Origin of the sequence: Pseudomonas sp. 86_A (assembly GCF_017491705.1) — a bacterium.
In the GTDB taxonomy this organism is placed as follows: domain Bacteria; phylum Pseudomonadota; class Gammaproteobacteria; order Pseudomonadales; family Pseudomonadaceae; genus Aquipseudomonas; species Aquipseudomonas koreensis.
The window spans coordinates 35182-58021 of record NZ_JAFGYS010000010.1 but is presented as its reverse complement, the minus strand read 5'-3'; the positions used below and the strand labels follow the sequence as shown (position 1 = coordinate 58021).

Below are 22840 nucleotides of genomic sequence, written 5' to 3'. Positions count from 1 at the left end.
TATCGTATTCGCCTTTTGCGGGCTGCTCGCCCGACGCAGATACGTGAGGTAGTTGAGTTCATGTCCTTTACCCGTCGCCAAATCCTCGGTGGCCTGGCCGGTCTTGTTGTCGTTGGTGTCGGGGCGGGAGGCGCGTCGCGTTACTGGCTGGGCAAGGTCGCCGAGGCCGAAGCCGGTCACGACTACGAGTTGATCGCCGCACCGCTGGACGTCGAGCTGGTGCCGGGGCACAAGACCGAAGCGTGGGCGTTCGGCCCGTCGGCGCCGGGCACCGAATTGCGCGTGCGTCAGGGCGAATGGCTGCGGGTGCGGTTCATCAACCACTTGCCGGTGGCGACCACCATTCACTGGCACGGCATTCGTCTGCCGCTGGAAATGGACGGCGTGCCTTATGTGTCGCAATTGCCGGTGCTGCCCGGTGAATACTTTGATTACAAATTCCGCGTGCCCGACGCCGGCAGCTACTGGTATCACCCCCACGTCAGCAGCAGCGAAGAATTGGGGCGCGGGCTGGTCGGGCCGTTGATCGTCGAAGAGCGCGAGCCGACCGGTTTCAAGTATGAAAAGACCCTGAGCCTGAAGAACTGGCACATCGACGAAGAAGGCAATTTCGTCGAGTTCAGCATTCCCCGTGAAGCGGCCCGTGGCGGCACGGCGGGGCGGTTGTCGACCATCAACGGTGTGCCGGCTCCGGTGATCGAATTGCCGGCCGGGCAGATCACCCGGGTGCGGCTGCTCAACCTCGACAACACCCTGACGTATCGCATCAACATTCCCGGCGTCGAAGCGCAGATCTACGCGCTGGACGGCAACCCGGTCGAGCCGCGCCCGCTGGGCAAGGAATACTGGCTGGGCCCGGGCATGCGCATTTGTCTGGCGATCAAGGCACCGCCGGCCGGCGAAGAGTTGTCGCTGCGTAACGGCCCGGTGCGCCTCGGTACCCTGCGTTCGGTGCCCAACAACGATGCACCGACCGAGTGGCCGAAAGCCCTGCCCGCCAACCCGGTGGCCGAGCCGGATCTGGCGAATGCCGTGAAACTCAACTTCAATTTCGAATGGGTCGGTTCGGTGTCGGTGAATGTCGACAACGGCAAGCCGCCGAGCCTGTGGCAGATCAACGGCAAGGCCTGGGACATCACCGACAAGACCTGCGCCGATCGGCCGATTGCCAGCCTGAAGCTGGGCCAGAGCTACATCTTCGAATTGAAAAACATGACCCAGTACCAGCACCCGATCCACCTGCACGGCATGAGCTTCAAGGTGATTGCGTCGAACCGGCACAAGATCATTCCGTACTTCACCGACACCTACCTGCTGGGCAAGAACGAGCGCGCGCAAGTGGCGCTGGTGGCGGATAACCCAGGCGTTTGGATGTTCCATTGCCATGTGATCGACCACATGGAAACCGGCCTGATGGCCGCCATCGAGGTGAAGTGATGCGCCAGATTCGCCCCGCGGCGATCATCGACCGCAGCCGTGACCGGGATTTCATGCGCGAAGCCCTGGCCCTCGCCGCCCAAGGCGCCGCCCTCGGCGAAGTGCCGGTGGGCGCGGTGCTGGTGCAGGACGGCGAGATCATCGGTCGCGGTTTCAACTGCCCGATCAGTGGCAGCGACCCGAGCGCCCACGCGGAAATGGTCGCCATCCGCACCGCCGCTCAAGCCGTCAGCAACTATCGCCTGCCGGGCAGCACGCTCTACGTGACGCTGGAGCCGTGCAGCATGTGCGCCGGGCTGATCGTGCATTCTCGCGTTGCGCGGGTGGTGTATGGCGCGCTGGAGCCGAAAGCGGGGATTGTGCAGAGTCAGGGGCAGTTTTTTACCCAGGGCTTTTTGAATCACCGGGTGCTGTATGAGGGTGGGGTATTGGCGGAGGAGTGTGGGGCGGTGCTGACCGAGTTTTTCCGCGCCCGGCGCGCCAAACCCGCTGAATAAACACCACCTGAAACTGTAGGAGTGAGCCTGCTCGCGATAGCGGTGTGACATTCAACGTTGCTGTGACTGTCACACCGCTATCGCGAGCAGGCTCACTCCTACAGGGTTATGCGGCGTCATCGAGTTACTTACGGGCGACAATCACCGCCCGCATCGGCGCCGGCAACCCTTCGATCGTCTTGCTGTGATCTTCCGGATCAAGGAAGTCGCTCAACGACTGATACTTCATCCATTCGGTGCCACGCTGCTCTTCAACCGTGGTGGTGCTGACGTCCACACAACGGATATCGCTGAAGCCGGCACGGCGCAGCCACAGTTCCAGCGCCGGCACCGAGGGCAGGAACCACACGTTGCGCATCTGCGCGTAACGATCTTCCGGCACCAGCACCTGATGCTTGTCGCCTTCGACCACCAGGGTTTCCAGCACCAGTTCGCCGCCCTTGACCAGGCAATCTTTCAGCGCCAGCAAATGCTCGATCGGCGAGCGACGGTGGTAGAACACGCCCATGGAAAATACCGTATCGAAACCTTCCAGGTTCGGCGGCAGGTCTTCGAACGGGAACGGCAGGTGCCAGGCATTCGGCTCGGACAGGTAACGCTGCACCGCCTGGAACTGGCAGAAGAACAGCCAGTTCGGATCGACGCCGATCACGCTGTCGGCGCCGGCACCGAGCATGCGCCACATGTAATAGCCGTTGCCGCAGCCGACGTCGAGGATGCGTTTGCCCTTCAGGTCCAAGTGCGGTGCCACCCGCGACCACTTCCAGTCCGAGCGCCATTCGGTGTCGACGTGTACGCCGAACAAGTCGAACGGCCCCTTGCGCCACGGCGACAGGCCCATCAGCGCGGTACGCATTTGCGCGCGGGTGGCGTCGTCGCAATCGGTATCGAGTGTCAGGCCATTGAGCAGATCGACTTCCGTCGGCTGCAGCTTGGGCAGCGCGTCCAGCGCACTTTGCCAGCGCTCCAGATCGCCGTGGCCCTTCTCCATTTTCTTGTCGAGTTGCACTTGCAGGGTGTTGGCCCAGTCGGCCAGCGGGGTACCGGCCAGACGGCGGGCGAGGGGGGACAGATCAATCATGGCAAGGCAATCAACGAGGCAAAGTTAAGACACTGGAACCACGGCACGACTTTCGAGAATCCGGCGGCCAGCAGGCGTTCGCGGTGTTCTTCGAGGCTGTCGGGCTTCATGACGTTTTCGATGGCGCTGCGCTTCTGGGCAATCTCCAGTTCGCTGTAGCCGTTGGCGCGTTTGAACGCGACGTGCAGATCGGTGAGCAGCGCGTGTTCTTCGGCATCGTTGAAGCGCAGCTTTTCTGACAGGATCAAGGCACCGCCGGGCAGCAGCGATTGGCGGATGCGCGACAGCAACGCGGTACGCTGCTCGGGCGCAATGAATTGCAGGGTGAAGTTCAGCGCCACCACCGAGGCCGGTTTGAAATCCAGCGCGAGGATGTCGCCTTCGATCACCTCGACCGGCAGCAACTCCTGGAACATCGAATCCTGACCGTTGAGGTATTCGCGGCAGCGTTCGACCATCGCCGCCGAGTTATCCACCGCGATTACCCGGCAACCGTCGGTGCGCACGTGGCGGCGCAGGGCCTGGGTGACGGCACCGAGCGAAGCGCCGAGGTCGTACAGCACGCTGTTCGGCTGGGCGAACTGCGCCGCCAGCACGCCGAGGTTTTCGACAATCGTCGGGTAACCCGGCACCGAGCGCTTGATCATGTCCGGGAACACCCGCACCACGTCCTCGTTGAAGGCGAAGTCAGGCACCTGGGCCATCGGCTGGGCGAAAATGCGATCGGGTTCTTTGCTCACGGCGGTTCCGGCGGTGTCGGTGGAAAAGGCCGGCATTTTAGCCAAAGTGGCGCAGGGATGCTTGGGTTGTCTGATAAACCGCCGCACACCAGCCTGAAACACACACCTGTGGCGAGGGAGCTTGCTCCCGCTGGGTTGCGAAGCGACCCCAAAACCGCTGCATACGATGCTGCAGGTGTGCCGCGTACTCAGGTTTAGCGACTGCTGCGCAGTCGAGCGGGAGCAAGCTCCCTCGCCACAGGGGGTTAGCGGGTTTTCTGGGAGAAGGCGGAGGCAGCGATGCCCCACTGGCCCAGCCAGTAGCTGAGGATGATCACGTACGGCGCGGCGTGGAATGGCGATACAAACCGGTCAATGCCAATCACGCTGTCAGAGAACACAAACGCCACTGCACCGCCGGCCGCCAGTAGCGCCGAGCGTTTCGGCACATCGGTGCCCAGACGAGCGAGGGCGCGCCAGAGCATGGCGCTGATCGCCGTGCCATAGACAATCACTGGCACCAGCAATGGCCCAAGACCGCTGGAAATCAGAAGACCCAGCAGCACCGCGCCAACACCGAGGGCAAGCACCAGCGGCAACAGCGCCAGACGTTTGCAGTCGCTGAGGTAAGCCTTCAGATACGCCAGATGTGCGACCAGAAACGCACCGAGGCCGAACACAAACAAATCACCCGGCCACGCCAGCAATACATCGCCCAGTAGCGAGAAAATCAGACCGAGGCTGATCCAGCGCCGATAGTCGCTGGGCGGCGCGTCATGCAGCCAGCCGAGCAGTGCGAGGACGGGCAACGGTTTGACCAACAGGCACAGCAGCGCCGCATGGGTGCTGACCCCGTAGAGAAACGTCACCGCGCCCATCAGCGCCAGAATCAGCCAGCCCACGATCAGTTCACCGAAATCGCGCAGTCGAAGGTTTCTGCCGGCGTGACTTCAGGCTCCCATGGCTGCTGCGAAGTCAGGCGTAGGCGGCCGGTCCCCGTAGCGAAGGCCTGAAAGCGCCAGGTGGAAAAACCGCCCGCGCCGACCATGCCGGCATCTTTCGGGCTGCTGTAGACCTCCGGACTCAGCGCGCGCAGGACGCCGCCGGCGGAATCTTGAATGGCCCAGCGATAACCGGTGGTGGGGTTGCTCGGCAGCATCACGATCAGGGTTTGCCCGTTGGTGAGGCGCACCGGACATTCGCTCTGTTTTTCCACGGTCACGTTCTGTTTCGGTTGCGTGGCGCAGGCGGCCAGCAGAGAAAGGGCGAGGGGGACAAACAGGCGAGTGGGGGACATAAGGTCAGCGGCTCCGACGTTGGCGACGAACGGCGAGCATAACTGAAGATGAGACAAAGTGTGACAGTCTGGGAGTGTTGGTGTCTGGGCTGACGCCATCGCGAGCAGGCTCACTCCTACAGTGGGTTGTGGCGTTCAGAAATCAACTGTTCACCACAGAACCCTGTAGGAGTGAGCCTGCTCGCGATAGCGGGGGTCATATCACTGCATAACTATCAGAAGAGCACCTTCGCCACATCCGCGAACTTCTTCGCGAAATGCACGGTAATCCCTTCCTTCAAGTAGTCCGGCAGTTCCTCGAAATTACCCCGGTTCGGCTCCGGCAGAATCAGTTCGAAGATCTTCTGCCGCCGCGCCGCGATCACCTTCTCGCGCACCCCGCCGATGGGCAGGACGTGCCCGGTCAGGGTCAGTTCGCCGGTCATTGCCACACCTTTCTTCGGCGGCTGGTTGCGGGCGAGCGAGAGCAGGGCGCTGGCCATGGTCACGCCGGCGCTTGGGCCGTCCTTCGGGGTTGCGCCTTCCGGCACGTGCAGGTGGACAAAGGCTTCGTCGAAGAACTTCGGATCACCGCCGAATGCCTTCAGGTGCGAGCTGACGTAGCTGTAGGCGATCTCGGCCGACTCTTTCATCACGTCGCCCAGTTGTCCGGTAAGTTTGAACCCACGGTTGAGCGTGTGAATCCGCGTCGCTTCGATCGGCAAGGTTGCGCCGCCCATGCTGGTCCAGGCCAGACCGGTAATGACGCCGATGCCGGACAGCACTTGTTCGTTGCGGAACACCGGATGGCCCAACGAGGCTTCGAGGTCTTTCGGCCCGAGCTTGATCACCGCTTTCGGGTCGTCGATCAGCTTCATCACCGCTTTGCGCACCAGTTTGCCCATTTGCTTTTCGAGCTGGCGTACGCCGGCTTCACGGGCGTAACCGTCGATCAAGGCTTTGAGCGCGCTGTCGCTGATGCTCAGGCTGCCCTTGGACACGCCGGCCTTCTCCAGCAGTTTCGGCCACAGGTGACGCTTGGCGATGGCGACTTTTTCTTCGGTGATGTAGCCCGACAGGCGAATCACTTCCATCCGGTCCAGCAACGGGCCGGGGATTGAATCCAGGGTGTTGGCGGTGCACACGAACAGGACTTTCGACAGGTCCATGCGCAGGTCGAGGTAATGGTCGAGGAATTCGACGTTCTGTTCCGGGTCGAGGGTTTCCAGCAGCGCCGAGGCCGGGTCGCCCTGATAGCTCTGGCCCATCTTGTCGATCTCGTCGAGCATGATCACCGGGTTCATCACTTCGACGTCTTTCAGTGCCTGGACGAGTTTGCCCGGCTGCGCGCCGATGTAGGTGCGGCGGTGGCCCTTGATCTCGGCTTCGTCGCGCATGCCGCCGAGGCTGAAGCGGTAGAACGGCCGGCCGAGGGATTCGGCGATGGATTTGCCGACGCTGGTCTTGCCCACGCCCGGCGGGCCGACCAGCAGCACGATCGAACCGCTGATCTCGCCTTTGTAGGCACCGACCGCGAGGAATTCGAGGATGCGATCCTTGATGTCGTCGAGGCCGGCGTGGTGTTTGTCGAGCACTTTGCGCGCGTGCTTGAGGTCGAGTTTGTCCTCGCCATAAACGCCCCATGGCACCGAGGTCGCCCAGTCGAGGTAGTTGCGGGTGACCGCGTACTCCGGCGAACCGGTTTCGAGGATCGACAGCTTGTGCATTTCCTCTTCGATGCGTTTCTGCGCCTGTGCCGAGAGGACTTTGCCTTCCAGGCGCTGCTCGAACTGTTCGATGTCGGCGCTGCGGTCGTCCTTGGTCAGGCCGAGTTCCTGCTGGATCACCTTGAGTTGTTCTTTCAGGAAAAACTCGCGCTGATGCTCGCCGATCTTGCGGTTAACTTCGGCAGAAATCTCTTTTTGCAGGCGCGCGACTTCGACTTCCTTGCGCAGCATCGGCAGGACTTTTTCCATGCGCTTGAGCATTGGCACGCAGTCGAGCACTTCCTGCAGCTCAGGGCCGGTGGCCGAGGTCAGGGCGGCGGCGAAGTCGGTCAGTGGCGACGGGTCGTTGGGGCTGAAGCGGTTGAGGTAGTTCTTCAGCTCTTCGCTGTACAGCGGGTTGAGCGGCAGCAGTTCCTTGATCGCGTTGATCAGCGCCATGCCGTAGGCCTTGACCTCGTCGGTCGGCTCGGTCGGCTGGTGCGGGTATTCGACTTCCACCAGGTACGGCGGGCGATGGTGTTTGAGCCAGGTCTTGATGCGCACACGGCTCAGGCCTTGGGCGACGAACTGCAGTTTGCCGTTTTCGCGGCTGGCGTGATGGACTTTGACCAGCGTGCCGTATTCGGGGAGGGCGCCGGTGTTGAAGTGGCGCGGGTCTTCCTGGGGGGTGTCCATGAAGAACAGGGCCAGGGAGTGGTGCTCGGATTTGCTCACCAGATCGAGGGTTTCGGCCCAGGGTTCTTCGTTGACGATGACCGGCAGCACTTGGGCCGGGAAGAACGGGCGGTTGTGGATCGGGATGACGTATACCTTGTCCGGCAGGTTCTGGCCGGGCAGGGCGAGGCCTTTGCCGGAGGAGGTGTGTTCGATGTGTTCGGCTTCGGTGTAGTCGTCGGGGTTGTCAGGGAATTCTTGCTGGTCGCTCATGGGGCACCTGCGCAATGGGGTATGGGTCTTAGATGGGGCAGGGCTTGGGTGGTTTCAATGGGGGGCGGTGTTTCTGATTGTGTTCAGGGTTTTGACAGGGGTGTGTTTTTTGGACTTGGCGGCCTCTGGGCCGACCATGCTCTTGGGTTTTGGGTGAATATCCGTTTCTGTGGGTGTGGCGGCTGGCGGTTTCGCTTTTACAGCGAGTCACTTTTGCAGACGCCCAAAAGTAACCAAAACGCTGGGCCCCGGCGTTCGGCCCTCGCCGTGGCTCGGGTTCCTTCGTTGCGGGGTTCATCCGGGGGCAGCGCCTACGGTTTGCTTCGCTGCACCTCCTCTCGCTGTGTTCGACTTCGTCGAACGGTCGCTGCGCTCCCACCCCCGGATGAACCCCTCCACTCAGCCTGCCGAAGGGGCCGGTACGGCAAGATCAAGAGCTGCAGCCGAGCTAACGCTCATCCTGTTGAGTGGGGCGGCTTCGTACGGGCATTAAAACTGAGGAAGTTTGCTAGTGATGGTTAGCTGCTAACCGGCGTATTTTTGGTGGCCTGCACATTGATCGATTGTGGGGAGGGGATCATAACCGTCCGTCGGAACTGTTATTTCTAACAGGTGGTTCAACTGGAACATGAAGAATAACTTGCATAAGCGGGAGTGCCGGATGTGCCCCTGTCGAGTAAGTACTGTTGGGAATATTAATGGTTTTCCAGATTTATCCTCATGAAAGGTGAATGTTATGACTACAGTTACACTTGAAACTTCGCATGGAATTATTTTTTTGGAACTTAACGATGAGGCAGCCCCAGTCACGGTTAGTAATTTTTTGCGAGATGTAGAGGTAGATGGTTATAACGGCACTCTATTTCATAACATCATTCTAGGCTTTACGATCAAAGGCGGTGTGTTCGGGCCGGGCATGAAGCAAAAGCTGACGCCTAATGTATTTAAGAATGAATCCCGAAACGGGCTGAAGAACAAAAGAGGAACCATAGCGATGGATCGAGATAGTCATCCAGGTTTATCGACATCTCAGTTCCTCATTAACCTGGCTGATAATGATTTCTTGAATTATAGAGCCCCGACCCCGGAGGCCCCGGAGAGGGAGGGGTATGCGGTGTTTGGAAAGGTTGTCGGGGGAATGGATGTTGTAGATAAGATTGCCAGTGTAAGGACTGCCAACAAAGGAGCATATCCGAATGTTCCCATTGAAGATGTCTTGATTGTAGCGGCAAGGATTACGTAGTTTCGGTAATTATTACTTCTGCCATTCGATTGTGGGAGCGAGTTTACCCGCTCCCACAGGGGACTAAGACTGAGTGATTTCGACATTATCCAGCACGCGATTCACCGCCAGCTCAGCCAGCATGATGATTTGCTGGATCGCGAGGAGGGTGTGTCGCTGCGGCGGGTCGACATAGGCCGCAATGTCGCTGGTCATGATGTTCGCCGAGGCCAGTGATTCGCAGGCGTGGACCAGCAGACTCTCGTTGTCCATGCCCGGGGCGACCTGGAACATGGTGCTCGGTTTGTGCAATTTGAGGGCGGCGGTCGGTTTCAGGTAGTGGTCGAGAGCGCGTTCGGCGGCGTCGTGAAGTTTTTTCGAGTCGATTGATTCGTAGGGCGAGGTTTCGTCGGTTTCAGGTGGGTTTGGTGTTGGCTTTTTCATGATCAAGTCTCAGTTTGTGAAATGGAGCTCCACCCAATTGCCGCGACGCAATGTGAGGTGGCAGCTGTACGCGGGTTCGCGGACCGATAACTGAGAAATCGGCATACCCCCAACGAAGGTATCCCGCGCACAGCCGCCATGACACAAACTACAGGCACCGAGGTGCCGTGAGGTTGGCGATTATGCATCAGTTATCGGGCCGCGACGCCCGTTCGCTGAATTTGCAGCGACCCCCCGAGCCTATCCAGCCGATTTCCGAGGCACAACCGACGCGACTTGTCGGAAAACTCTCGCTGACAATGCGCTTCTGTAGGACGAACACCGTCCTTTGTAGGAGTGAGCCTGCTCGCGATGGCGGTAAATCAGCCACCGAAGATGTTGACTGACATACCGCCATCGCGAGCAGGCTCACTCCTACAGGTTTTGTGGTGAATTCAGAAATGGCGTGCACAAAAAAGGCGACACCCCTCACGGGACATCGCCTTCATTTTTACCGCCGCTAAAACTTATTCCGGCAGTTTGTACGCAATCACGTAGTCACCCATCTTGGTGCCCAGCGAGCCGTGGCCGCCGACCACCAGCAGGACGTATTGCTTGCCGTCCTTGCCGGTGTAGGTCATTGGGGTCGCTTGGCCGCCCGCAGGCAGACGCGATTTCCACAGTTCTTTACCAGTGTTCACGTCGTAGGCGCGCAGGTACTGGTCGAGGGTGCCGCTGAGGAAGCCGACGCCGCCCGCAGTCACCATCGAGCCGCCCATGCTAGGTACGCCCAGGGTGAAGCCGATCGGGATGGGCGAGCTGTCGCGGCTGGTGCCGTTCTTGCGTTTCCACACGACTTTGCCGGTGGTCAGGTCGATACCGGCCACGTAGCCCCAGGCCGGGGCCTGGCACGGTACGCCGAGTGGCGACATGAACGGGTGCATGATCACTGCGTATGGCGCGCCAGTGTTCGGTTGCACGCCAGCGGTTTCGCTCTCGCGTTTGCTGCCGGCGGCGACTTTTTCGCGTGGCACCATTTTCGAGACGAAGGCCATGTAGTTCGGGCTGGTGAACAGCATCTGGCGAACCGGGTCGACCGAGACGCCGCCCCAGTTGAACACGCCAACGTTACCCGGGTAGATCAGGCTGCCTTGCTCCGACGGAGGCGTGTACTGGCCTTCGTAGCGCAGTTCCTTGAACTGGATGCGGCACAGCATCTGGTCGAACGGGCTGGCGCCCCACATGGCTTTTTCGGTCAGTTCCGGGGCCAGCAGGTTGAGGTCCGAACGGGCCTGGGTCGGTGCGGTGTGGTCGCCTTTCACGGCGCCTTGCGGTACCGGGATTTCGCGGATCGGGATGATCGGCGTGCCGTCACGACGGTCGAGGACGTACAGGCTGCCCTGTTTGGTCGGAGCGATCAGCGCAGGTTTCACGCCGTCGGCGGTTTTCATGTCGAGCAGGGTTGGCTGGCTGCCAACGTCCATGTCCCACAGGTCGTGGTGGGTGAACTGGTAGTTCCAGCGCACCTTACCGGTGGCCAGGTCGAGGGCCACGATACCGGCGCTGAATTTCTCGGCGCCCGGGGTGCGGTCAGCGCCCCACTGGTCTGGGGTCTGGTTGCCCAGTGGCAGGAAGACCATGCCGAGTTTTTCGTCGACGCTGGCCAGCGACCACATGTTGGCCGAGTTGCGGCTGTAGGTTTCGCCCGGGGCCAATGGCTCGGTGGCGTCCGGCTTGTCGCTGTCCCAGTTCCACACGAGGTGGCCGTCGCGCACGTCGAAGGCGCGGATCACGCCCGATGGCTCGTTGGTCGATTCGTTGTCGGTAACGTGACCGCCCATGATCACCAGATCACGGGTAATCGCCGCTGGCGAAGTGGAGTAGTAGCCGCCGGCGGTGAACGGGCCGATGCCTTGGGTCAGGTCGACCACACCGTTTTTGCCGAAGCCTTCGCAGATCTTGCCGGTGTCGGCGTTCAGCGCGATCAGGCGGGCATCCGCGGTTGGCAGGTACAGACGACGCGGGCAGGCCTGGGCAACGGCTTTGCCGGCTTCGGAGATCACGGCCGACGCGGCGTTTTCAGACTTGGCGTAAGCGGCTTCGTCGTAGTACGACACGCCACGGCAGGTCATGTGGGCGAAGCCCTTGAAGCCGACCGGGCTCTTGATCTGCGGGTCGAAGCGCCAGATTTCCTTGCCGGTGTCCGGGTCCAGCGCCAGCACTTTACTGTGCGCGGTGCAGGCATAGAGCATGCCGTTGGCTTTGAGCGGGGTGTTTTCGTTGGTCAGTTCCACCGGGTCGTCAGCCGTCGGCAGGTCGCCGGTCTGGATGCGCCAGGCTTCTTGCAGTTTGCCGACGTTGGCCGGGGTGATCTGCTTGAGCGGCGAGTAGCGGTCACCGAATTCGGTGCGGCCATAGGCCTGCCAGTCGCCATCAGGCATGGCTGGCGCGGTGCTGGTCATGTCCGCGGTGTCGCGGCCCAGTTCGCCGAAGGTTTCACCCGGATGGGTGAACAGGCTGGCCAGGGCCGTGACGCCGGCCAGGACCACAGCGACGGTCAGGCCACCGGTGCCCATCGGCGCGGGGCCGGCGAGCAGCAATGGACGGCGGAACCACGGCAGCAGCATCACGATGCCGAGCACGAACCACAGCGCCAGACGCGGCACCAGTTGCCACCAGTCCAGACCGACTTCCCACAGCGCCCACACGGTGCTGGCGAACAGCACGATGGCGTACAGGCCCAGCGCCGCGCGACGACGCAGCAGCAACAGGATGCCGGACAGGGCGATGCCGATACCGGCCAGCAGGTAGTACAGCGAGCCGCCGAGCATGCTCAGCTTGACTCCCCCGGCCAGCATGGCCAGGCCCATCAGTAGAAGCAGAATGCCGAGCAGGCTCGGTAGCAGACGGCCCCGACTCGAAGCACTTTCGGTGCTCATAGTGTGATTCTCCGTGACGTTTATGTAGTCCCGCGCTGTAGTCACTTTAGATGACGATTGGGCACAGGTATGGTTCAGATAAAACTTGTGTAGCTAACGAAATTCATCTGTAGGAGTGAGCCTGCTCGCGATGGCGGTGTGTCAGTCTCTGGAGATGTCGCCTGAAACACCGCTATCGCGAGCAGGCTCACTCCTACATTTGATCCGTGGTGTGCTTTAGAACGAGGACTGGATCTTGATCCCCGCGATCAGCGCGTCATCGACCTGGTCCACACCGCCCGGATGGCGGATGTATTGCAGGTTCGGGCGCACGGTCAGCCAGTTGGCGACGTGCACGCCGTAATAGAGTTCGGCGCTGTATTCGGTGTCTTGCGGCGGCAGGAACGTCGGGTCGTCGTAGTCGTAGACGGCGTTGGCGCGGTTGCTCGCTTCAGCGTTCTTGCGAAAGGCCGGGTTGACGTGCACGCGGGCCAGGGCGAAACCGATGTCGTCCTTGGCGCGGGCATCGAACGGGCCTTTGTAGACCACGCCGGCCTGCACGTAGTTGTCGATCGCGTTGGTTTTCTTGTCGTGCATCGTGGCGTTGGCGAACACGCTCAGGCCGCGCGAGTGGTCGCTGGCGATGCTCGTGACTTGCTGTTGCGCGCCGAACCACACGCCGTGCTTGCTCGACGCGCTGCGGTAGGCTTCGCCGCTCAGCGCGGCAGGCTGGCCGTTCTGGTCCTTATAGACGTCAGCAGCCTTGGCGCTGCTGTAGTAGTAACCGGCGCGGTATTCACCCGGCAGACCATTGAGTTTCGGCGTCCATACCAGTTCGACCGGCAACACGGCGCCCTGTGTGCCGCTGCCGCTGAGTTTGAAGCCGTTGCCGCGATCGAGGTTCGACGGGTTCTGCTCGTAGGCGCCGACCTGGGCGTACAGCTCGGGGGTCAGGTGATATTTGACCCGCAGCGCCCACTGGCTGACCGGCCAGTTGTACCAGATGCCGCCGACCCAGTTGCCGACCTGCGAGCCGCAGAACGCCAGGTTCTGGAAGTCGCACGGGAAGCTGTTGAAGTCTTCGCCTTCACCGAACCGGCCGACCTTGATGTCGAGCTTCTGGTCGAAGAATTTCTGCTGGTACCACATCTGCGTCAGGCGCGTGGTCTGGCCACGGCCCCAGACTTCCTGGGCCGAGGTGAAGCCGCCGACGCGCGGATCGTTGATCCGGTCGTTGCTGATGTTGTTGCCGTTGCGCTTGGTGATCGTCAGTTGAAACTCGGCATCGTCCCAGCCGAGGATCTTTTGCAGGTCCAAGTGCGTGCCCAGTCCGAACTGGTCGCTGTAGCGCGCGGTGCGATCGTGGTCGTAGCCGCCGTGCAGGTTGCTGCCCATTTCGCCGGTGTAATCGAGTTTGAAGTCGTAGCCTTTTTCCGAGAGTTCGGTACGGGTGCCGTTCCAGTCACCGAGCATCCACGGTGAGTCGCTGTCGAAGGCGGGGGCCGCCTGGGCGTAGGTGGCGAAGCCGAGCGCGGTGCAGCCGCCGAGCAGGCGCAGGGCCGAGATAGCGCTGTCTCGAGAGAAGGAAAAATCAGGCATTGATCAGTCTTTTTTGGGTGTTTTCCGGGGGTGAACCGAGCGCTTCAATTTGACGCAGGCAGTGAAGCGATTCAGCTGAAGGGCGGCAGGATAATGATCTGTAACAAAAAGACAAAGGGCTTTTGCAGACATGCAGCGTTTCGGATTCGGTAACAGTGCGGCAAACGGGCGCATTGTGGCGCTGGGCGCAGGCTGCGATCTTCTTCGGTTGGCCTACATTTGATGCAAGGCCTTCCACCTGACCGGCCCCTCGGCTAAGGTGCGCGGCTTGTGCATTTTCACTCCGTCCAAAGGCCTGGCATGAACGACCACTCTCCCGATCCGCTGCATGGCGTAACCCTCGAACAGATCCTCAATGCGCTGGTGGCGCATTACGAGTGGTCGGGGTTGGCCGAGCGCATCGATATCCGCTGCTTCAAGAGCGATCCGAGCATCAAGTCGAGCCTGACCTTCCTGCGTAAAACCCCGTGGGCGCGGGAAAAGGTCGAGCGCTTGTACGTGAAACTGATGCGCACCAAGCGACCGCTTTGAGATGGACGCCGTTGCGCGACGACGCCTGCTCACGGTAATCGCCAGTCTCGGCTGGGCCGGGTTGAGCATTCAGTTGTACCTGATTTTCCTCGCGCGGCTGAGTGTCGACGCCAGCCTGCTGGGTGGGCTGGTGAGTTTCTTCAGTTACTTCACGGTATTGACCAACACCCTGGTCGCGACCGTGCTGACCTGCGCAGTCACCCGCCGCGAATCCGCTGCGCAGCGCTGGTTTCTGCAGCCGTGGGTCAGCAGCGGGATCGCCGTCAGCATCGCGGTGGTCGGTCTGGCCTACAGCCTTTTGCTGCGGCACTTGTGGCACCCGCAGGGCTGGCAGTTTGTCGCTGACGAATTGCTGCACGATGTCATGCCGCTGCTGTTTCTCGGCTACTGGTGGTGCTGCGTGCCCAAAGGAACGTTGCGCCTGTGGCACTTGCCGCTGTGGCTGATTTACCCGCTGGTGTATTTCATCTACGCCTTGCTGCGCGGGCATCTGCTGGGCGCGTATGCGTACCCGTTCATTGATGTGGCGACACTGGGTTATGCACAGGTGTTCATCAATGCCGGGGGGATATTGCTGGGGTTTGTGCTGATTGGGCTGGCGCTGATCGGCCTCGACCGCTGGCGCGGCCTTCGATCCTGAGATCAAAAAATCCTGTGGCGAGGGAGCTTGCTCCCGCTCGGCTGCGCAGCAGTCGCAAAACCTGTACTTGCGATTTACCTGATGCAATGCGATTGCAGTTTTTGGGGCTGCTTCGCAGCCCAGCGGGAGCAAGCTCCCTCGCCACAAAGGTGTTCATTTTCACCGTGGAGTGAACATCACTCCTCTTCAGGAGTACCCTCGGCCCGCCAGTAGCCGACGGCTTTGATGAGCTGCTCATCCAGCCCATGCTCGTCAATCAGCACCCGGCGAATCTGCCGCGAAACCTTGGTCTCGGTCGCCACCCACGCATACAGGTTGCCCTTGGGCACCTGCAGTTGTTTGACGGTGGTCAGCAGGTTGTCCTTGCCGCCCTCGCGCAGCACCCAGATCACATTGACCTGCGCCGCACTCTCCAGCACCTGTTGCTCGGCGCCGTTTTCCACTTCGATCACCACCAGCGCCTTGCGATTGGCCGCCAGGCCTTCGAGTCGGCGGGCGATGGCGGGGAGGGCGGTTTCGTCGCCGATCAGCAGATAGCTGTCGAAGATGTCCGGCACGATCATCGAGCCGCGCGGCCCGCCGATGTGCAGAAACTGCCCGGGTCTGGCCTGTTCCGCCCAAGTCGAGGCAGGGCCGTCGCCGTGGAGGACGAAGTCGATGTCCAGCTCGAGTTTGTCCAGATCGTAACGGCGCGGGGTGTAGTCGCGCATCTCGGGCATCGGCCCGGCGCTTTTGCCGGCGCCGAGCACCAGGGTCTCCAGCGCGGCGCTTTGCTCGGCGTTCTGCGGGAACAGCAACTTGACGTGATCGTCCGTGCCCAGGCTGATGAACCCGGCCAGCTCCGGCCCGCCGAGGGTGATGCGACGCATGCGCGGGGTCAGGTCGACCACGCGCAATACCTCAAGCTTGCGGCGTTTGATTTCGTGCATCACGCGGTGAATGGTTTGGGTATCGACTGCAGTCATTCGGCTTTCTCCGGGGCAGATTGAACGGCGGGGCCGTCGACGATGGCTTTGGCGGTGTCGTTGAGCAGGTCACGCACGCGCAGGATTTCTTCGGCGCTCCAGCGCCCGTGGTGCAGTTGCAACGCATGGCGCAGGTTGTGCACCGCTTCGTGGATTTCCGGCGGCCGATCATGGCCGCGCAACGAGCGCTTGCTGACGTCGATGCGCATGCGCACGCCGTCCAGTGCAACGGCCTGCTCGCTTAAAGACAAACGACCGGCGTCGGTCACGCTGTAGCGTTTTTTGCCGCCGTCGGCATCGCCGCTGATCAAATCGCTTTCTTCCAGAAAGGTCAGGGTCGGGTAGATCACGCCGGGGCTGGGGCTGTAGGCGCCATCGAACATGCCTTCGATCTGGCGAATCAAGTCGTAGCCGTGGCACGGCTGTTCGGCGATCAGCGCCAACAGCAGCAATTTTAGGTCGCCGGGGGCGAACACTCGTGGCCCGCGACCGCCGCGTTCGCGACCGGGACGGCGCTCGAGGCCGTCGCCGTGGGCGGGGTGATGATGAGGGTGTGGCGGATGATGGTCTCTCATGGTTCCTTCTCTCTGGCGTCTTTAGATACAACTTAAGATATATCTTAAGGATTGAGCAAGACCTTCTGACGGATGGTCGAGTGGTGCCTGCCTCGACAGCGAATCGACGAATGACACGCATTGACCCGGAAATGGGGCTTTTCAATGCACCGGCAAACGCGCAGATTAGTGCTAACTCTCTAAACTAACGATTCACTTCTTATTTACGGGAAGTGTGGTCCATGTCTGACGGAAGTTTCGCTGTTAGTTGTGGCCTGCTCGGTCAGTTATTTGGCCTTTTGTAGTCTGGCTCTTACAGTCAGTCAGGCGTTTCTTTAAATATCACGGTTTTTTCACTCTAATGTAATGACCTCCAGGCTACACCCCTGTGGGAAGTTTCCGGCTTACTTTGAAGAGCATTTGCTTGATCATCTTTCGGCATTAAAACGTTCGCCGGAACAAAACGCTTGATGACGTTTTGCTCTGGCGAAACTTTTAATACTTAGCCTTCTTATTTAAAAAACAGGTACTGAAAGATGTTCAAGAAAATCGCATTTGCTGCTCCGCTGGCTGTTCTGGCTCTTGGCTCCTCGATGGCGTTCGCGGCCACTGAGGCCAGGCACTCCATCAATATCGTTGCTAATGTGCCGACCGATGATTTCTATGCAGTGCCAGTCGATTCGGACCTGGTCAACAAGGACCAGGACATGAGCTTCAACCCGGCCACCAACTCCATGCGGGAAGTCAACGGCCACTTCGATGTGCTGCACACCGCCGGCAAGGTTCACGCCCGTCTGGAAGGCGTGCCCAAGTTGATCGCTGGCGCCAGCACGATCGACCTGAAGGTCGAGCTCAATGGCAAGGAACTCACCACCACTTCGCAGGAAGTCGTCGGTAAAGAAGAGTCCAACACCCGTTACCGCGCGCCGTTCAAGATCTCGGCCAAAGGCCTGACCGGCAAACCCGAAGCCGGTGACTTTACCGGTGTCGTCATGCTGGTGGTCGAACCTTCCGTCTAAGTATGACTGCGACGAAAAAACGCTGACTTTTAAAAGTCGCGTCATCGGTCGGCAAACTTTGCGGTTTGTCGGCCGAGCTTCGAATTATTGAAAAAAGAGTACTTTCCATGTTCCCGATGACGCCCATCGCGACAGCGCTTGCGCTGCTGTTATGTAGCAGTGCATTTGCGGCGCCCACGTCCGTTGATAATACGCCGCGAAGTTTATTGGCCCAGGCCAAAGGTTTGCCGGCGGAGTTCGAAGAACATTTCTTCGATGTGCCGTTGGCGGTGCGGGTGGAACTTGATCAACAACCACTGGGCGAAGCCATGGTGGTCTTGTCGCGCGATGACCGGGTGACCTTGCTCGAATTCGCCGACACCAGCGACAGCCGCTTCAGTGCCAGCGAACGCGAGACCTGGGCCGACATCCTCAAGCCCGGTGTAGCGCTGGGCAGTTGTAGCGGGCAATGCCCGGAGCAAATGCTCGCGGTGCACTACAACCTGGAAAACTCGTTGCTGTCGATCGTCACTGCCAATGCCGAGCGCGACAGTGAAGCCAAGCGTTATTACGACCAGCCCGACGGCGGCAGCAGCGGCCTGATGGTGCGTAATCAACTCAACCTCAACGGTGGTCAGGCGCAGGATCTGGGCGGTCGCTTCGGTCTTGAGGCCAGCGCCAGCCTGGGCAACTGGAGCCAGAGCTTCAACATGCAAGTGGCTCGGCTCGGCGGGCCTGACGACAAGACTTATCACGCCGTGCATGAGCTCTATACCCAGCGCGAGCTGCAAGGCAGTTTTTTCCGCCTGGGCTATTTCACCCCCAATTCCGAAGGCCTGACGCGGCAACCGCGCGCGTTCGGCAGCAGCCCCGACACCGCCGTGGGCGTGATGGTAGGCAGTTCCGACAGTCTGGCCATCGACAACCCGACACCCAGCGTGTACCCGGTGTACGTCACCGCCAACCGCCAGGGTTCGGTCGAGATCTACCGCGATGGCCTGCTGATCAATACGCAAGCGGTGCCCGCCGGCCTGCAGACGCTTGATACCCGGTCGCTGCCCGGCGGTATTTACGAGGTGGAAGTGCGGCTGATCGAAGACGGCCAGATCACGTCGACCACCCAGGAGCTGATCTACAAGCCCAATAACTGGCGCAACCATGATGAGCGCTGGCGTTACAACCTGTTCGCCGGGCAGGAAAGCAAACTGCTGAGCAACTGGGAGCAGCAAAGCAACGGCGGTGCGACGGCAGGCGCCTCGATCAACTACCTGCTGCACCCGCGCGTGATCCTCGGGCTGTCGGCACGCCAGGTGCAGGACACGTTGCAATACGGCAGCTCCATCGACTGGACGCTGGGCAACAACGTCAGCCTTTACGCCAATCTCTACCAGACCCGCGATCACGGCACCGGCGCCGATCTGCAGGGCTTGTACAACTACGGCGCCGGCAGCCTGGTGGTCAGCCACAATCGCAGCTGGCTCGACACCACCAACCTGTACGACACGCTGCCCGATGGCACGCGTGTGCGTCAGCGCAATGTATTCACCGGTGAGACCAGCAATTCGTCGCTGGCGCTCAACCACCGGATCAGCCGCAAGAGTTCGCTCAGTGCGCGGGTGTCCCACAGTGAGGGCAATGTCGAGGGGGTCGGCGTCGACCTGGGCTGGACGCAACGCACCGAACTGTTCGGCAGCGACTCCAACTGGCGATTGTCGCTGTTTGACCGCCCGGGCAGTTACAGCAGTGGCGATGCGCGCAATCGCGGGGTCGACCTGAGCCTCAACATGGCGCTCGGCGGTCCCGGTCAGCAGGTCTCCGCCAGCATCGGCAGCCGTACCGCCCGCGACGGCAGCCGCGACAACAATGGTTCGATCGGCTACCGCAAAAACCTGCAGGACCACGTCTTGCAGAGCGTGTCAGTGACGGCGCTCACCGACACTTATGGCGTCGGTCTGTCGAGCCTGGCGACCTTTCGTACCGACGCGATCAATGGCGACGGTTTTGTTCAGCGCTCGTCGTTCAACGACAAGTTCACCGGTGGCCTGAATCTTGACAGCACGCTGGTGGTCGGTGGCCAGCGCCTGGCATTGACCAGCCAGCATCAGGGCCGTGGTGCCGGGATGATCGTCGATGTCGAGTCGGATATCGAAGGCATCGCCTTGCGCGCCGACGACCTCAGCGGTGGCAGCGCCGCGCTGCGTCCCGGACGCAATTTCATTCCGTTGACCGCCTACAAAAACAGTTCGGTGAGCTTCGACTTCGAAGGCAATCACGTACCGGCGGCGAGCATCGAACCGGCGCGCGCCCGCTATCACCTGAACAAGGGCGGGGTGGAGTACCGCACCGTGCGGGTGATGAAAACCCTGACCGTACTCGGCCGCTTGCTTGACCCGCAGGGACGTCCGCTCAAGGGCCATCACGTGATCAACCACGCCAGCCGCGGGATCAGTGAAGTCGATGGTTTTTTCTCGATGGAAATGAAAGCCGCCTCGCCGACCCTGGAAGTACGGCATGCCGACCAGTTGCTGTGCCAGTTCCGCGTCGACATCGACCAGCACCGCCGTGAAAACAACGTGCTGATGATCGGTGATCTGCGCTGTTCGCCGGACACCCTGGCGGACGCGACCCACAACGTAGCGACGGCGGGCTGAGCATGACTCTTTTCCATTGTTTGGTTTCACGCCCCAGCCTGCTGCTGATGAAGGGGGTGCTGCTTTGGGCTTTTGCCAGTCCGGTCATGGGCCAGGTCGCGACGATCACGGCATTGTTCAAGCCGGATTCGGCGCATCCGCACTTGAACAAATTCACCAACACCACACCGCCCAGCGGCTACTGCCAGAGCCATCCGCAACAGTGCGAGATCAACCGGTTTTTCAGTTTGCAGGTGCCGATTCAGTTCAATTCACGCGTGCCGATCCTGGCCAACCATGCGTCCGGCCGGCAAGGCCCGATGTTCAAGGTTCCGGCCGAGTGGCGCGACCTGACCGTGATCCACGAAGGCACCGGTGACCCGCAACAGGTCCGCATACGCATCGCCGGCATCGGCACCCGCGTGGTGACCGATGACGTCAAGAAACTGGTGGGCGGTGCCGACGACTATCAAATCGCGCACAACCGTTTGTGGGGTTCGAGCTGGGTCTATGCACCTGCGCCCTGCCAATTCACAGGCAACGGTTTTTACTCCACCGATTTCTATGAGTTTTTCTGGCGAACGCCTTACGCGGGCGTTTGTGCAAAACAGGCGAAGTATGACGTTCCGTGGATGCGTTACGACTATCTGGATTTCGCCTACGAGCTGGAAACACCTGATCCGCTGAAGATGGCCTCCGGCAAATACACCGGCTCGATCTCCTACGCCGTCGGCCCCCTGGGCGATTTCGACTTCGGCGACGTCATGCTGCCGACTGATCCGATGGTGACCCTGGACTTCAGCCTTGATGTGCAGCACACCCTCAAGATCGACATCCCGCCCGGTGGTGAAAAATTCGAGCTGGTGCCTGCCGGTGGCTGGCAGGGCTGGTTACAGGCCGGACGCAAACCGGTGCGGCTGTTTCGCGACCAGACCTTTCAGATTTCCGCGTCATCGCGTTTCAAGATGTACATCGAATGCAAGCGATGGGCGACGCTCGATTGCGTGATCGAGGACGCCGCAGGCCGGCGAGCGGTCGAGTTGCAGGTCAGCGTCAGCCTGCCCAATGGCTTGACCGATCTGGCCGGGCAACCGGTCAAGCACCGGCGTCTGCAGGCCGGAGCCAATAACGCGCAAATATTCGAGCCCGGCTTTTACGTCGATAGGGCCCCCGGCGTCCTGCACTTCGAAGTCCCGAAAAACGAAGTGGACTGGATGCTCAGCGCCAGCGTAGCGAGCCCTTGCTCCGGCTCCGTCACGGTGATCTGGGACTCGGAAATCTGATGGGCCGCGCAAGTGTTGTGTTCAATGACTGGAGGTACAAGGGTATGAGACGGCTGGGATTGATGGTGGGATTGAGCGTGTGTTCTCTGGCGATTCAGGCCGGGCCGCAGATCAATGTCGGAACGGTTTACGACTATCTGGACGCGGACAAAAGCACCTATCTCAAGCGGGTATTCAACAGCGGCGACAGCACGGCCTTCGTCAAGGTCAACATCCTCGAAATCATCTACGACGCCGATGGCGGTCATCGAGAAGTGCCCGTCAAGACCCAGGCCGATGAAACCGGGCGTGATGGGTTGATGGCCAGCCCGGCGCGCTTGATCGTGCCGGCCAACGGCATGCAGGGCACACGTCTGCTGCTGATGGGCAACCGCGACACCGAGCGCTATTTCCGTGTGCGCTTCGTGCCGGTGGTGCCGGAAAAGGAGGACGAATTTGCCGTCTCCAGCGAAGAGCGGGAAACCTACAAGGAGTCGCTGACGGCGGGGGTCAACGTGATGACCGGTTTTGGCACGGTGTTTTTCGTGCGGCCGAAAAACGCGCGATTCGACAGTGTGGTCGAGGACAGCGCCGGAACTTACCGGTTGCGCAACAACGGCAACACCGTGGTAGTGGTCGATGAGTTTCGCAATTGCTCGTTGAAGAACGAAAACGAGTGCGAGCCGATCACCAAGCATCACGTGCTGGCCGGTAAAACCTTCGAATTCGACAAGCAGCCTGGCCGTGAATACCGCTTCAAACTGATCGAAGGCTCGGCCAAAAAGACGCTGCGCATCGCCAGTCAGTAACGCCATCGCGAGCGTCTGGCGGGCCGGATATTTTTAACGCAACAGGTAACCCGACATGATCAAGCAATCACCCATTGCCCTGTGGATCGGCGTGATGGCGCTGATGAGTGCCCCGGTATTTGCGGCGAGGGAGGAGCGCACCTTCGAAGTGTCGGTGGATATTCCGACCCTCGGCTTCTATGTGATTCCCGCCGAATCGAACTGGATTCACCTGCAACAGACCCTGCCGTGGAACATCAGCAATTCGACACTGGGCGGGCTGCGCAAGAACTTCGACGTCAAACACGACACCAGTGCGCTGCAGGCACGGCTGGATGCGCAGCCCTATTTGTCCAACGGCCGGCAAGGGCAGGAAATCTACCTGCGCGTGAGCTTCAACGGCCGCGAGCTGAGCCACGACCCGCAGCCGCGAGAAGTGGTGACGGCGGCGCAGGCCATGGCCGGCGGACGCTTTCCCCTGGAGATTCAACCGGTGGTGCCCGCCGGTGGCTACCAACCGGGCACTTACTACGGCAGCGTCCACCTGATTTTCAGCGCCGCCGCGCCCTGATGCCGGCAGGCAGTCAGGGATGTCAGAAACGATAAAAGGATGAAGGTGACATGGCGCCAGATCTCATAAAACGAA

At 60.7% G+C, this 22840-nt stretch carries 20 protein-coding genes; 10 read left to right on the top strand and 10 right to left on the bottom strand.

Features of this window, described 5'->3' with window-relative positions:
• The first annotated feature begins 60 nt into the window (after positions 1-60).
• Both J5M57_RS16390 and tadA read left to right on the top strand, forming a co-directional pair.
• The gene (locus tag J5M57_RS16390) at positions 61-1437 is read left to right on the top strand and encodes a multicopper oxidase family protein (protein ID WP_169842369.1); all 1377 of its coding nucleotides are present in this window, start codon (positions 61-63) and stop codon (positions 1435-1437) included.
• A complete protein-coding gene (gene tadA / locus J5M57_RS16385; RefSeq protein WP_207847914.1) occupies positions 1437-1934 on the top strand; it encodes a tRNA adenosine(34) deaminase TadA in 498 nt (165 codons plus the stop codon). Before J5M57_RS16390 ends, tadA begins: the two co-directional genes overlap by 1 nt.
• Before the next feature lie 124 nt (positions 1935-2058).
• Here tadA and cmoB read toward each other — a convergent pair whose 3' ends face one another.
• The 5 genes from cmoB to lon all read right to left on the bottom strand — a co-directional run bounded on the left by cmoB (position 2059) and on the right by lon (position 7664).
• Positions 2059-3015, bottom strand: coding sequence for a tRNA 5-methoxyuridine(34)/uridine 5-oxyacetic acid(34) synthase CmoB (gene cmoB / locus J5M57_RS16380; RefSeq protein WP_207847915.1), 957 nt, complete (start codon positions 3013-3015; stop codon positions 2059-2061).
• Positions 3012-3791 carry a carboxy-S-adenosyl-L-methionine synthase CmoA gene (cmoA, locus tag J5M57_RS16375; protein WP_169842367.1) on the bottom strand — a complete coding sequence of 260 codons (780 nt, stop codon included), beginning with the start codon at positions 3789-3791 and terminating at the stop codon, positions 3012-3014. The genes cmoB and cmoA overlap by 4 nt, the downstream gene beginning before the upstream one ends.
• A gap of 209 nt (positions 3792-4000) precedes the next feature.
• On the bottom strand, positions 4001-4636 hold the full coding sequence (locus J5M57_RS16370) for a lysoplasmalogenase (RefSeq protein ID WP_169842366.1): 636 nt from the start codon (positions 4634-4636) through the stop codon (positions 4001-4003).
• A 2-nt stretch (positions 4637-4638) separates the two neighbouring features.
• Complete coding sequence (locus tag J5M57_RS16365) at positions 4639-5031, bottom strand: protease inhibitor I42 family protein (protein ID WP_064589051.1); 393 nt, start codon at positions 5029-5031, stop codon at positions 4639-4641.
• Between the two features lie 215 nt (positions 5032-5246).
• On the bottom strand, positions 5247-7664 hold the full coding sequence (lon, locus tag J5M57_RS16360; protein WP_064589050.1) for an endopeptidase La: 2418 nt from the start codon (positions 7662-7664) through the stop codon (positions 5247-5249).
• 736 nt (positions 7665-8400) lie between these two features.
• On the opposite strand from lon, the gene J5M57_RS16355 reads away from it, so the two are divergent.
• The gene (locus J5M57_RS16355) at positions 8401-8907 is read left to right on the top strand and encodes a peptidylprolyl isomerase (RefSeq protein WP_207847916.1); all 507 of its coding nucleotides are present in this window, start codon (positions 8401-8403) and stop codon (positions 8905-8907) included.
• Positions 8908-8970: 63 nt separating this feature from the next.
• Here the strand turns inward: J5M57_RS16355 and J5M57_RS16350 are convergent, their stop codons facing one another.
• The 3 genes from J5M57_RS16350 to J5M57_RS16340 all read right to left on the bottom strand — a co-directional run bounded on the left by J5M57_RS16350 (position 8971) and on the right by J5M57_RS16340 (position 13826).
• Complete coding sequence (locus tag J5M57_RS16350) at positions 8971-9330, bottom strand: DUF6124 family protein (RefSeq protein WP_207847917.1); 360 nt, start codon at positions 9328-9330, stop codon at positions 8971-8973.
• A gap of 506 nt (positions 9331-9836) precedes the next feature.
• A complete protein-coding gene (locus tag J5M57_RS16345) occupies positions 9837-12248 on the bottom strand; it encodes a glucose/quinate/shikimate family membrane-bound PQQ-dependent dehydrogenase (RefSeq protein ID WP_207847918.1) in 2412 nt (803 codons plus the stop codon).
• A 216-nt stretch (positions 12249-12464) separates the two neighbouring features.
• Entirely contained in the window at positions 12465-13826 is a 1362-nt protein-coding gene (locus J5M57_RS16340; RefSeq protein WP_207847919.1) for a carbohydrate porin, read from the bottom strand.
• A gap of 300 nt (positions 13827-14126) precedes the next feature.
• On the opposite strand from J5M57_RS16340, the gene J5M57_RS16335 reads away from it, so the two are divergent.
• Together J5M57_RS16335 and J5M57_RS16330 are read left to right on the top strand one after the other, a co-directional pair.
• On the top strand, positions 14127-14357 hold the full coding sequence (locus tag J5M57_RS16335; RefSeq protein ID WP_041068262.1) for a VF530 family protein: 231 nt from the start codon (positions 14127-14129) through the stop codon (positions 14355-14357).
• 1 nt (position 14358) lies between these two features.
• Positions 14359-14997 (top strand): Pr6Pr family membrane protein, encoded by a 639-nt coding sequence (locus J5M57_RS16330; RefSeq protein WP_169842361.1) that lies wholly within the window; start codon positions 14359-14361, stop codon positions 14995-14997.
• Positions 14998-15173: 176 nt separating this feature from the next.
• On the opposite strand, the gene J5M57_RS16325 is transcribed toward J5M57_RS16330, so the two are convergent.
• Together J5M57_RS16325 and J5M57_RS16320 are read right to left on the bottom strand one after the other, a co-directional pair.
• A complete protein-coding gene (locus J5M57_RS16325) occupies positions 15174-15962 on the bottom strand; it encodes a siderophore-interacting protein (protein ID WP_169842360.1) in 789 nt (262 codons plus the stop codon).
• Complete coding sequence (locus J5M57_RS16320) at positions 15959-16537, bottom strand: PadR family transcriptional regulator (protein ID WP_064589044.1); 579 nt, start codon at positions 16535-16537, stop codon at positions 15959-15961. The genes J5M57_RS16325 and J5M57_RS16320 overlap by 4 nt, the downstream gene beginning before the upstream one ends.
• 515 nt (positions 16538-17052) lie before the next feature.
• On the opposite strand from J5M57_RS16320, the gene J5M57_RS16315 reads away from it, so the two are divergent.
• The 5 genes from J5M57_RS16315 to J5M57_RS16295 all read left to right on the top strand — a co-directional run bounded on the left by J5M57_RS16315 (position 17053) and on the right by J5M57_RS16295 (position 22765).
• A complete protein-coding gene (locus J5M57_RS16315; protein ID WP_083368010.1) occupies positions 17053-17535 on the top strand; it encodes a CS1 type fimbrial major subunit in 483 nt (160 codons plus the stop codon).
• A 107-nt stretch (positions 17536-17642) separates the two neighbouring features.
• Positions 17643-20165, top strand: a complete 2523-nt coding sequence (locus J5M57_RS16310; RefSeq protein ID WP_207847920.1) for a TcfC E-set like domain-containing protein — start codon at positions 17643-17645, stop codon at positions 20163-20165.
• Positions 20166-20167: 2 nt separating this feature from the next.
• Positions 20168-21427: a hypothetical protein gene (locus J5M57_RS16305; RefSeq protein ID WP_347709553.1), complete on the top strand. Its 1260-nt coding sequence runs from the start codon at positions 20168-20170 to the stop codon at positions 21425-21427.
• Between the two features lie 44 nt (positions 21428-21471).
• Positions 21472-22215 (top strand): hypothetical protein, encoded by a 744-nt coding sequence (locus tag J5M57_RS16300; protein ID WP_064589040.1) that lies wholly within the window; start codon positions 21472-21474, stop codon positions 22213-22215.
• 55 nt (positions 22216-22270) lie between these two features.
• On the top strand, positions 22271-22765 hold the full coding sequence (locus J5M57_RS16295; protein WP_064589039.1) for a CS1 type fimbrial major subunit: 495 nt from the start codon (positions 22271-22273) through the stop codon (positions 22763-22765).
• Positions 22766-22840: the final 75 nt, after the last annotated feature.

Bases quoted from the DNA above. Each gene is read 5' to 3' on its own strand.
- tadA (WP_207847914.1), top strand. From the start codon at position 1,437: ATGCGCCAGATTCGCCCCGCGGCGATCATCGACCGCAGCCGTGACCGG.
- J5M57_RS16305 (WP_347709553.1), top strand. From the start codon at position 20,168: ATGACTCTTTTCCATTGTTTGGTTTCACGCCCCAGCCTGCTGCTGATG.
- J5M57_RS16340 (WP_207847919.1), bottom strand. From the start codon at position 13,826: ATGCCTGATTTTTCCTTCTCTCGAGACAGCGCTATCTCGGCCCTGCGC.
- J5M57_RS16320 (WP_064589044.1), bottom strand. From the start codon at position 16,537: ATGAGAGACCATCATCCGCCACACCCTCATCATCACCCCGCCCACGGC.
- J5M57_RS16365 (WP_064589051.1), bottom strand. From the start codon at position 5,031: ATGTCCCCCACTCGCCTGTTTGTCCCCCTCGCCCTTTCTCTGCTGGCC.
- J5M57_RS16300 (WP_064589040.1), top strand. From the start codon at position 21,472: ATGAGACGGCTGGGATTGATGGTGGGATTGAGCGTGTGTTCTCTGGCG.
- J5M57_RS16355 (WP_207847916.1), top strand. From the start codon at position 8,401: ATGACTACAGTTACACTTGAAACTTCGCATGGAATTATTTTTTTGGAA.
- lon (WP_064589050.1), bottom strand. From the start codon at position 7,664: ATGAGCGACCAGCAAGAATTCCCTGACAACCCCGACGACTACACCGAA.
- J5M57_RS16325 (WP_169842360.1), bottom strand. From the start codon at position 15,962: ATGACTGCAGTCGATACCCAAACCATTCACCGCGTGATGCACGAAATC.
- J5M57_RS16350 (WP_207847917.1), bottom strand. From the start codon at position 9,330: ATGAAAAAGCCAACACCAAACCCACCTGAAACCGACGAAACCTCGCCC.
- cmoB (WP_207847915.1), bottom strand. From the start codon at position 3,015: ATGATTGATCTGTCCCCCCTCGCCCGCCGTCTGGCCGGTACCCCGCTG.
- cmoA (WP_169842367.1), bottom strand. From the start codon at position 3,791: ATGCCGGCCTTTTCCACCGACACCGCCGGAACCGCCGTGAGCAAAGAA.
- J5M57_RS16310 (WP_207847920.1), top strand. From the start codon at position 17,643: ATGTTCCCGATGACGCCCATCGCGACAGCGCTTGCGCTGCTGTTATGT.
- J5M57_RS16330 (WP_169842361.1), top strand. From the start codon at position 14,359: ATGGACGCCGTTGCGCGACGACGCCTGCTCACGGTAATCGCCAGTCTC.
- J5M57_RS16345 (WP_207847918.1), bottom strand. From the start codon at position 12,248: ATGAGCACCGAAAGTGCTTCGAGTCGGGGCCGTCTGCTACCGAGCCTG.
- J5M57_RS16295 (WP_064589039.1), top strand. From the start codon at position 22,271: ATGATCAAGCAATCACCCATTGCCCTGTGGATCGGCGTGATGGCGCTG.
- J5M57_RS16315 (WP_083368010.1), top strand. From the start codon at position 17,053: ATGTTCAAGAAAATCGCATTTGCTGCTCCGCTGGCTGTTCTGGCTCTT.
- J5M57_RS16335 (WP_041068262.1), top strand. From the start codon at position 14,127: ATGAACGACCACTCTCCCGATCCGCTGCATGGCGTAACCCTCGAACAG.
- J5M57_RS16390 (WP_169842369.1), top strand. From the start codon at position 61: ATGTCCTTTACCCGTCGCCAAATCCTCGGTGGCCTGGCCGGTCTTGTT.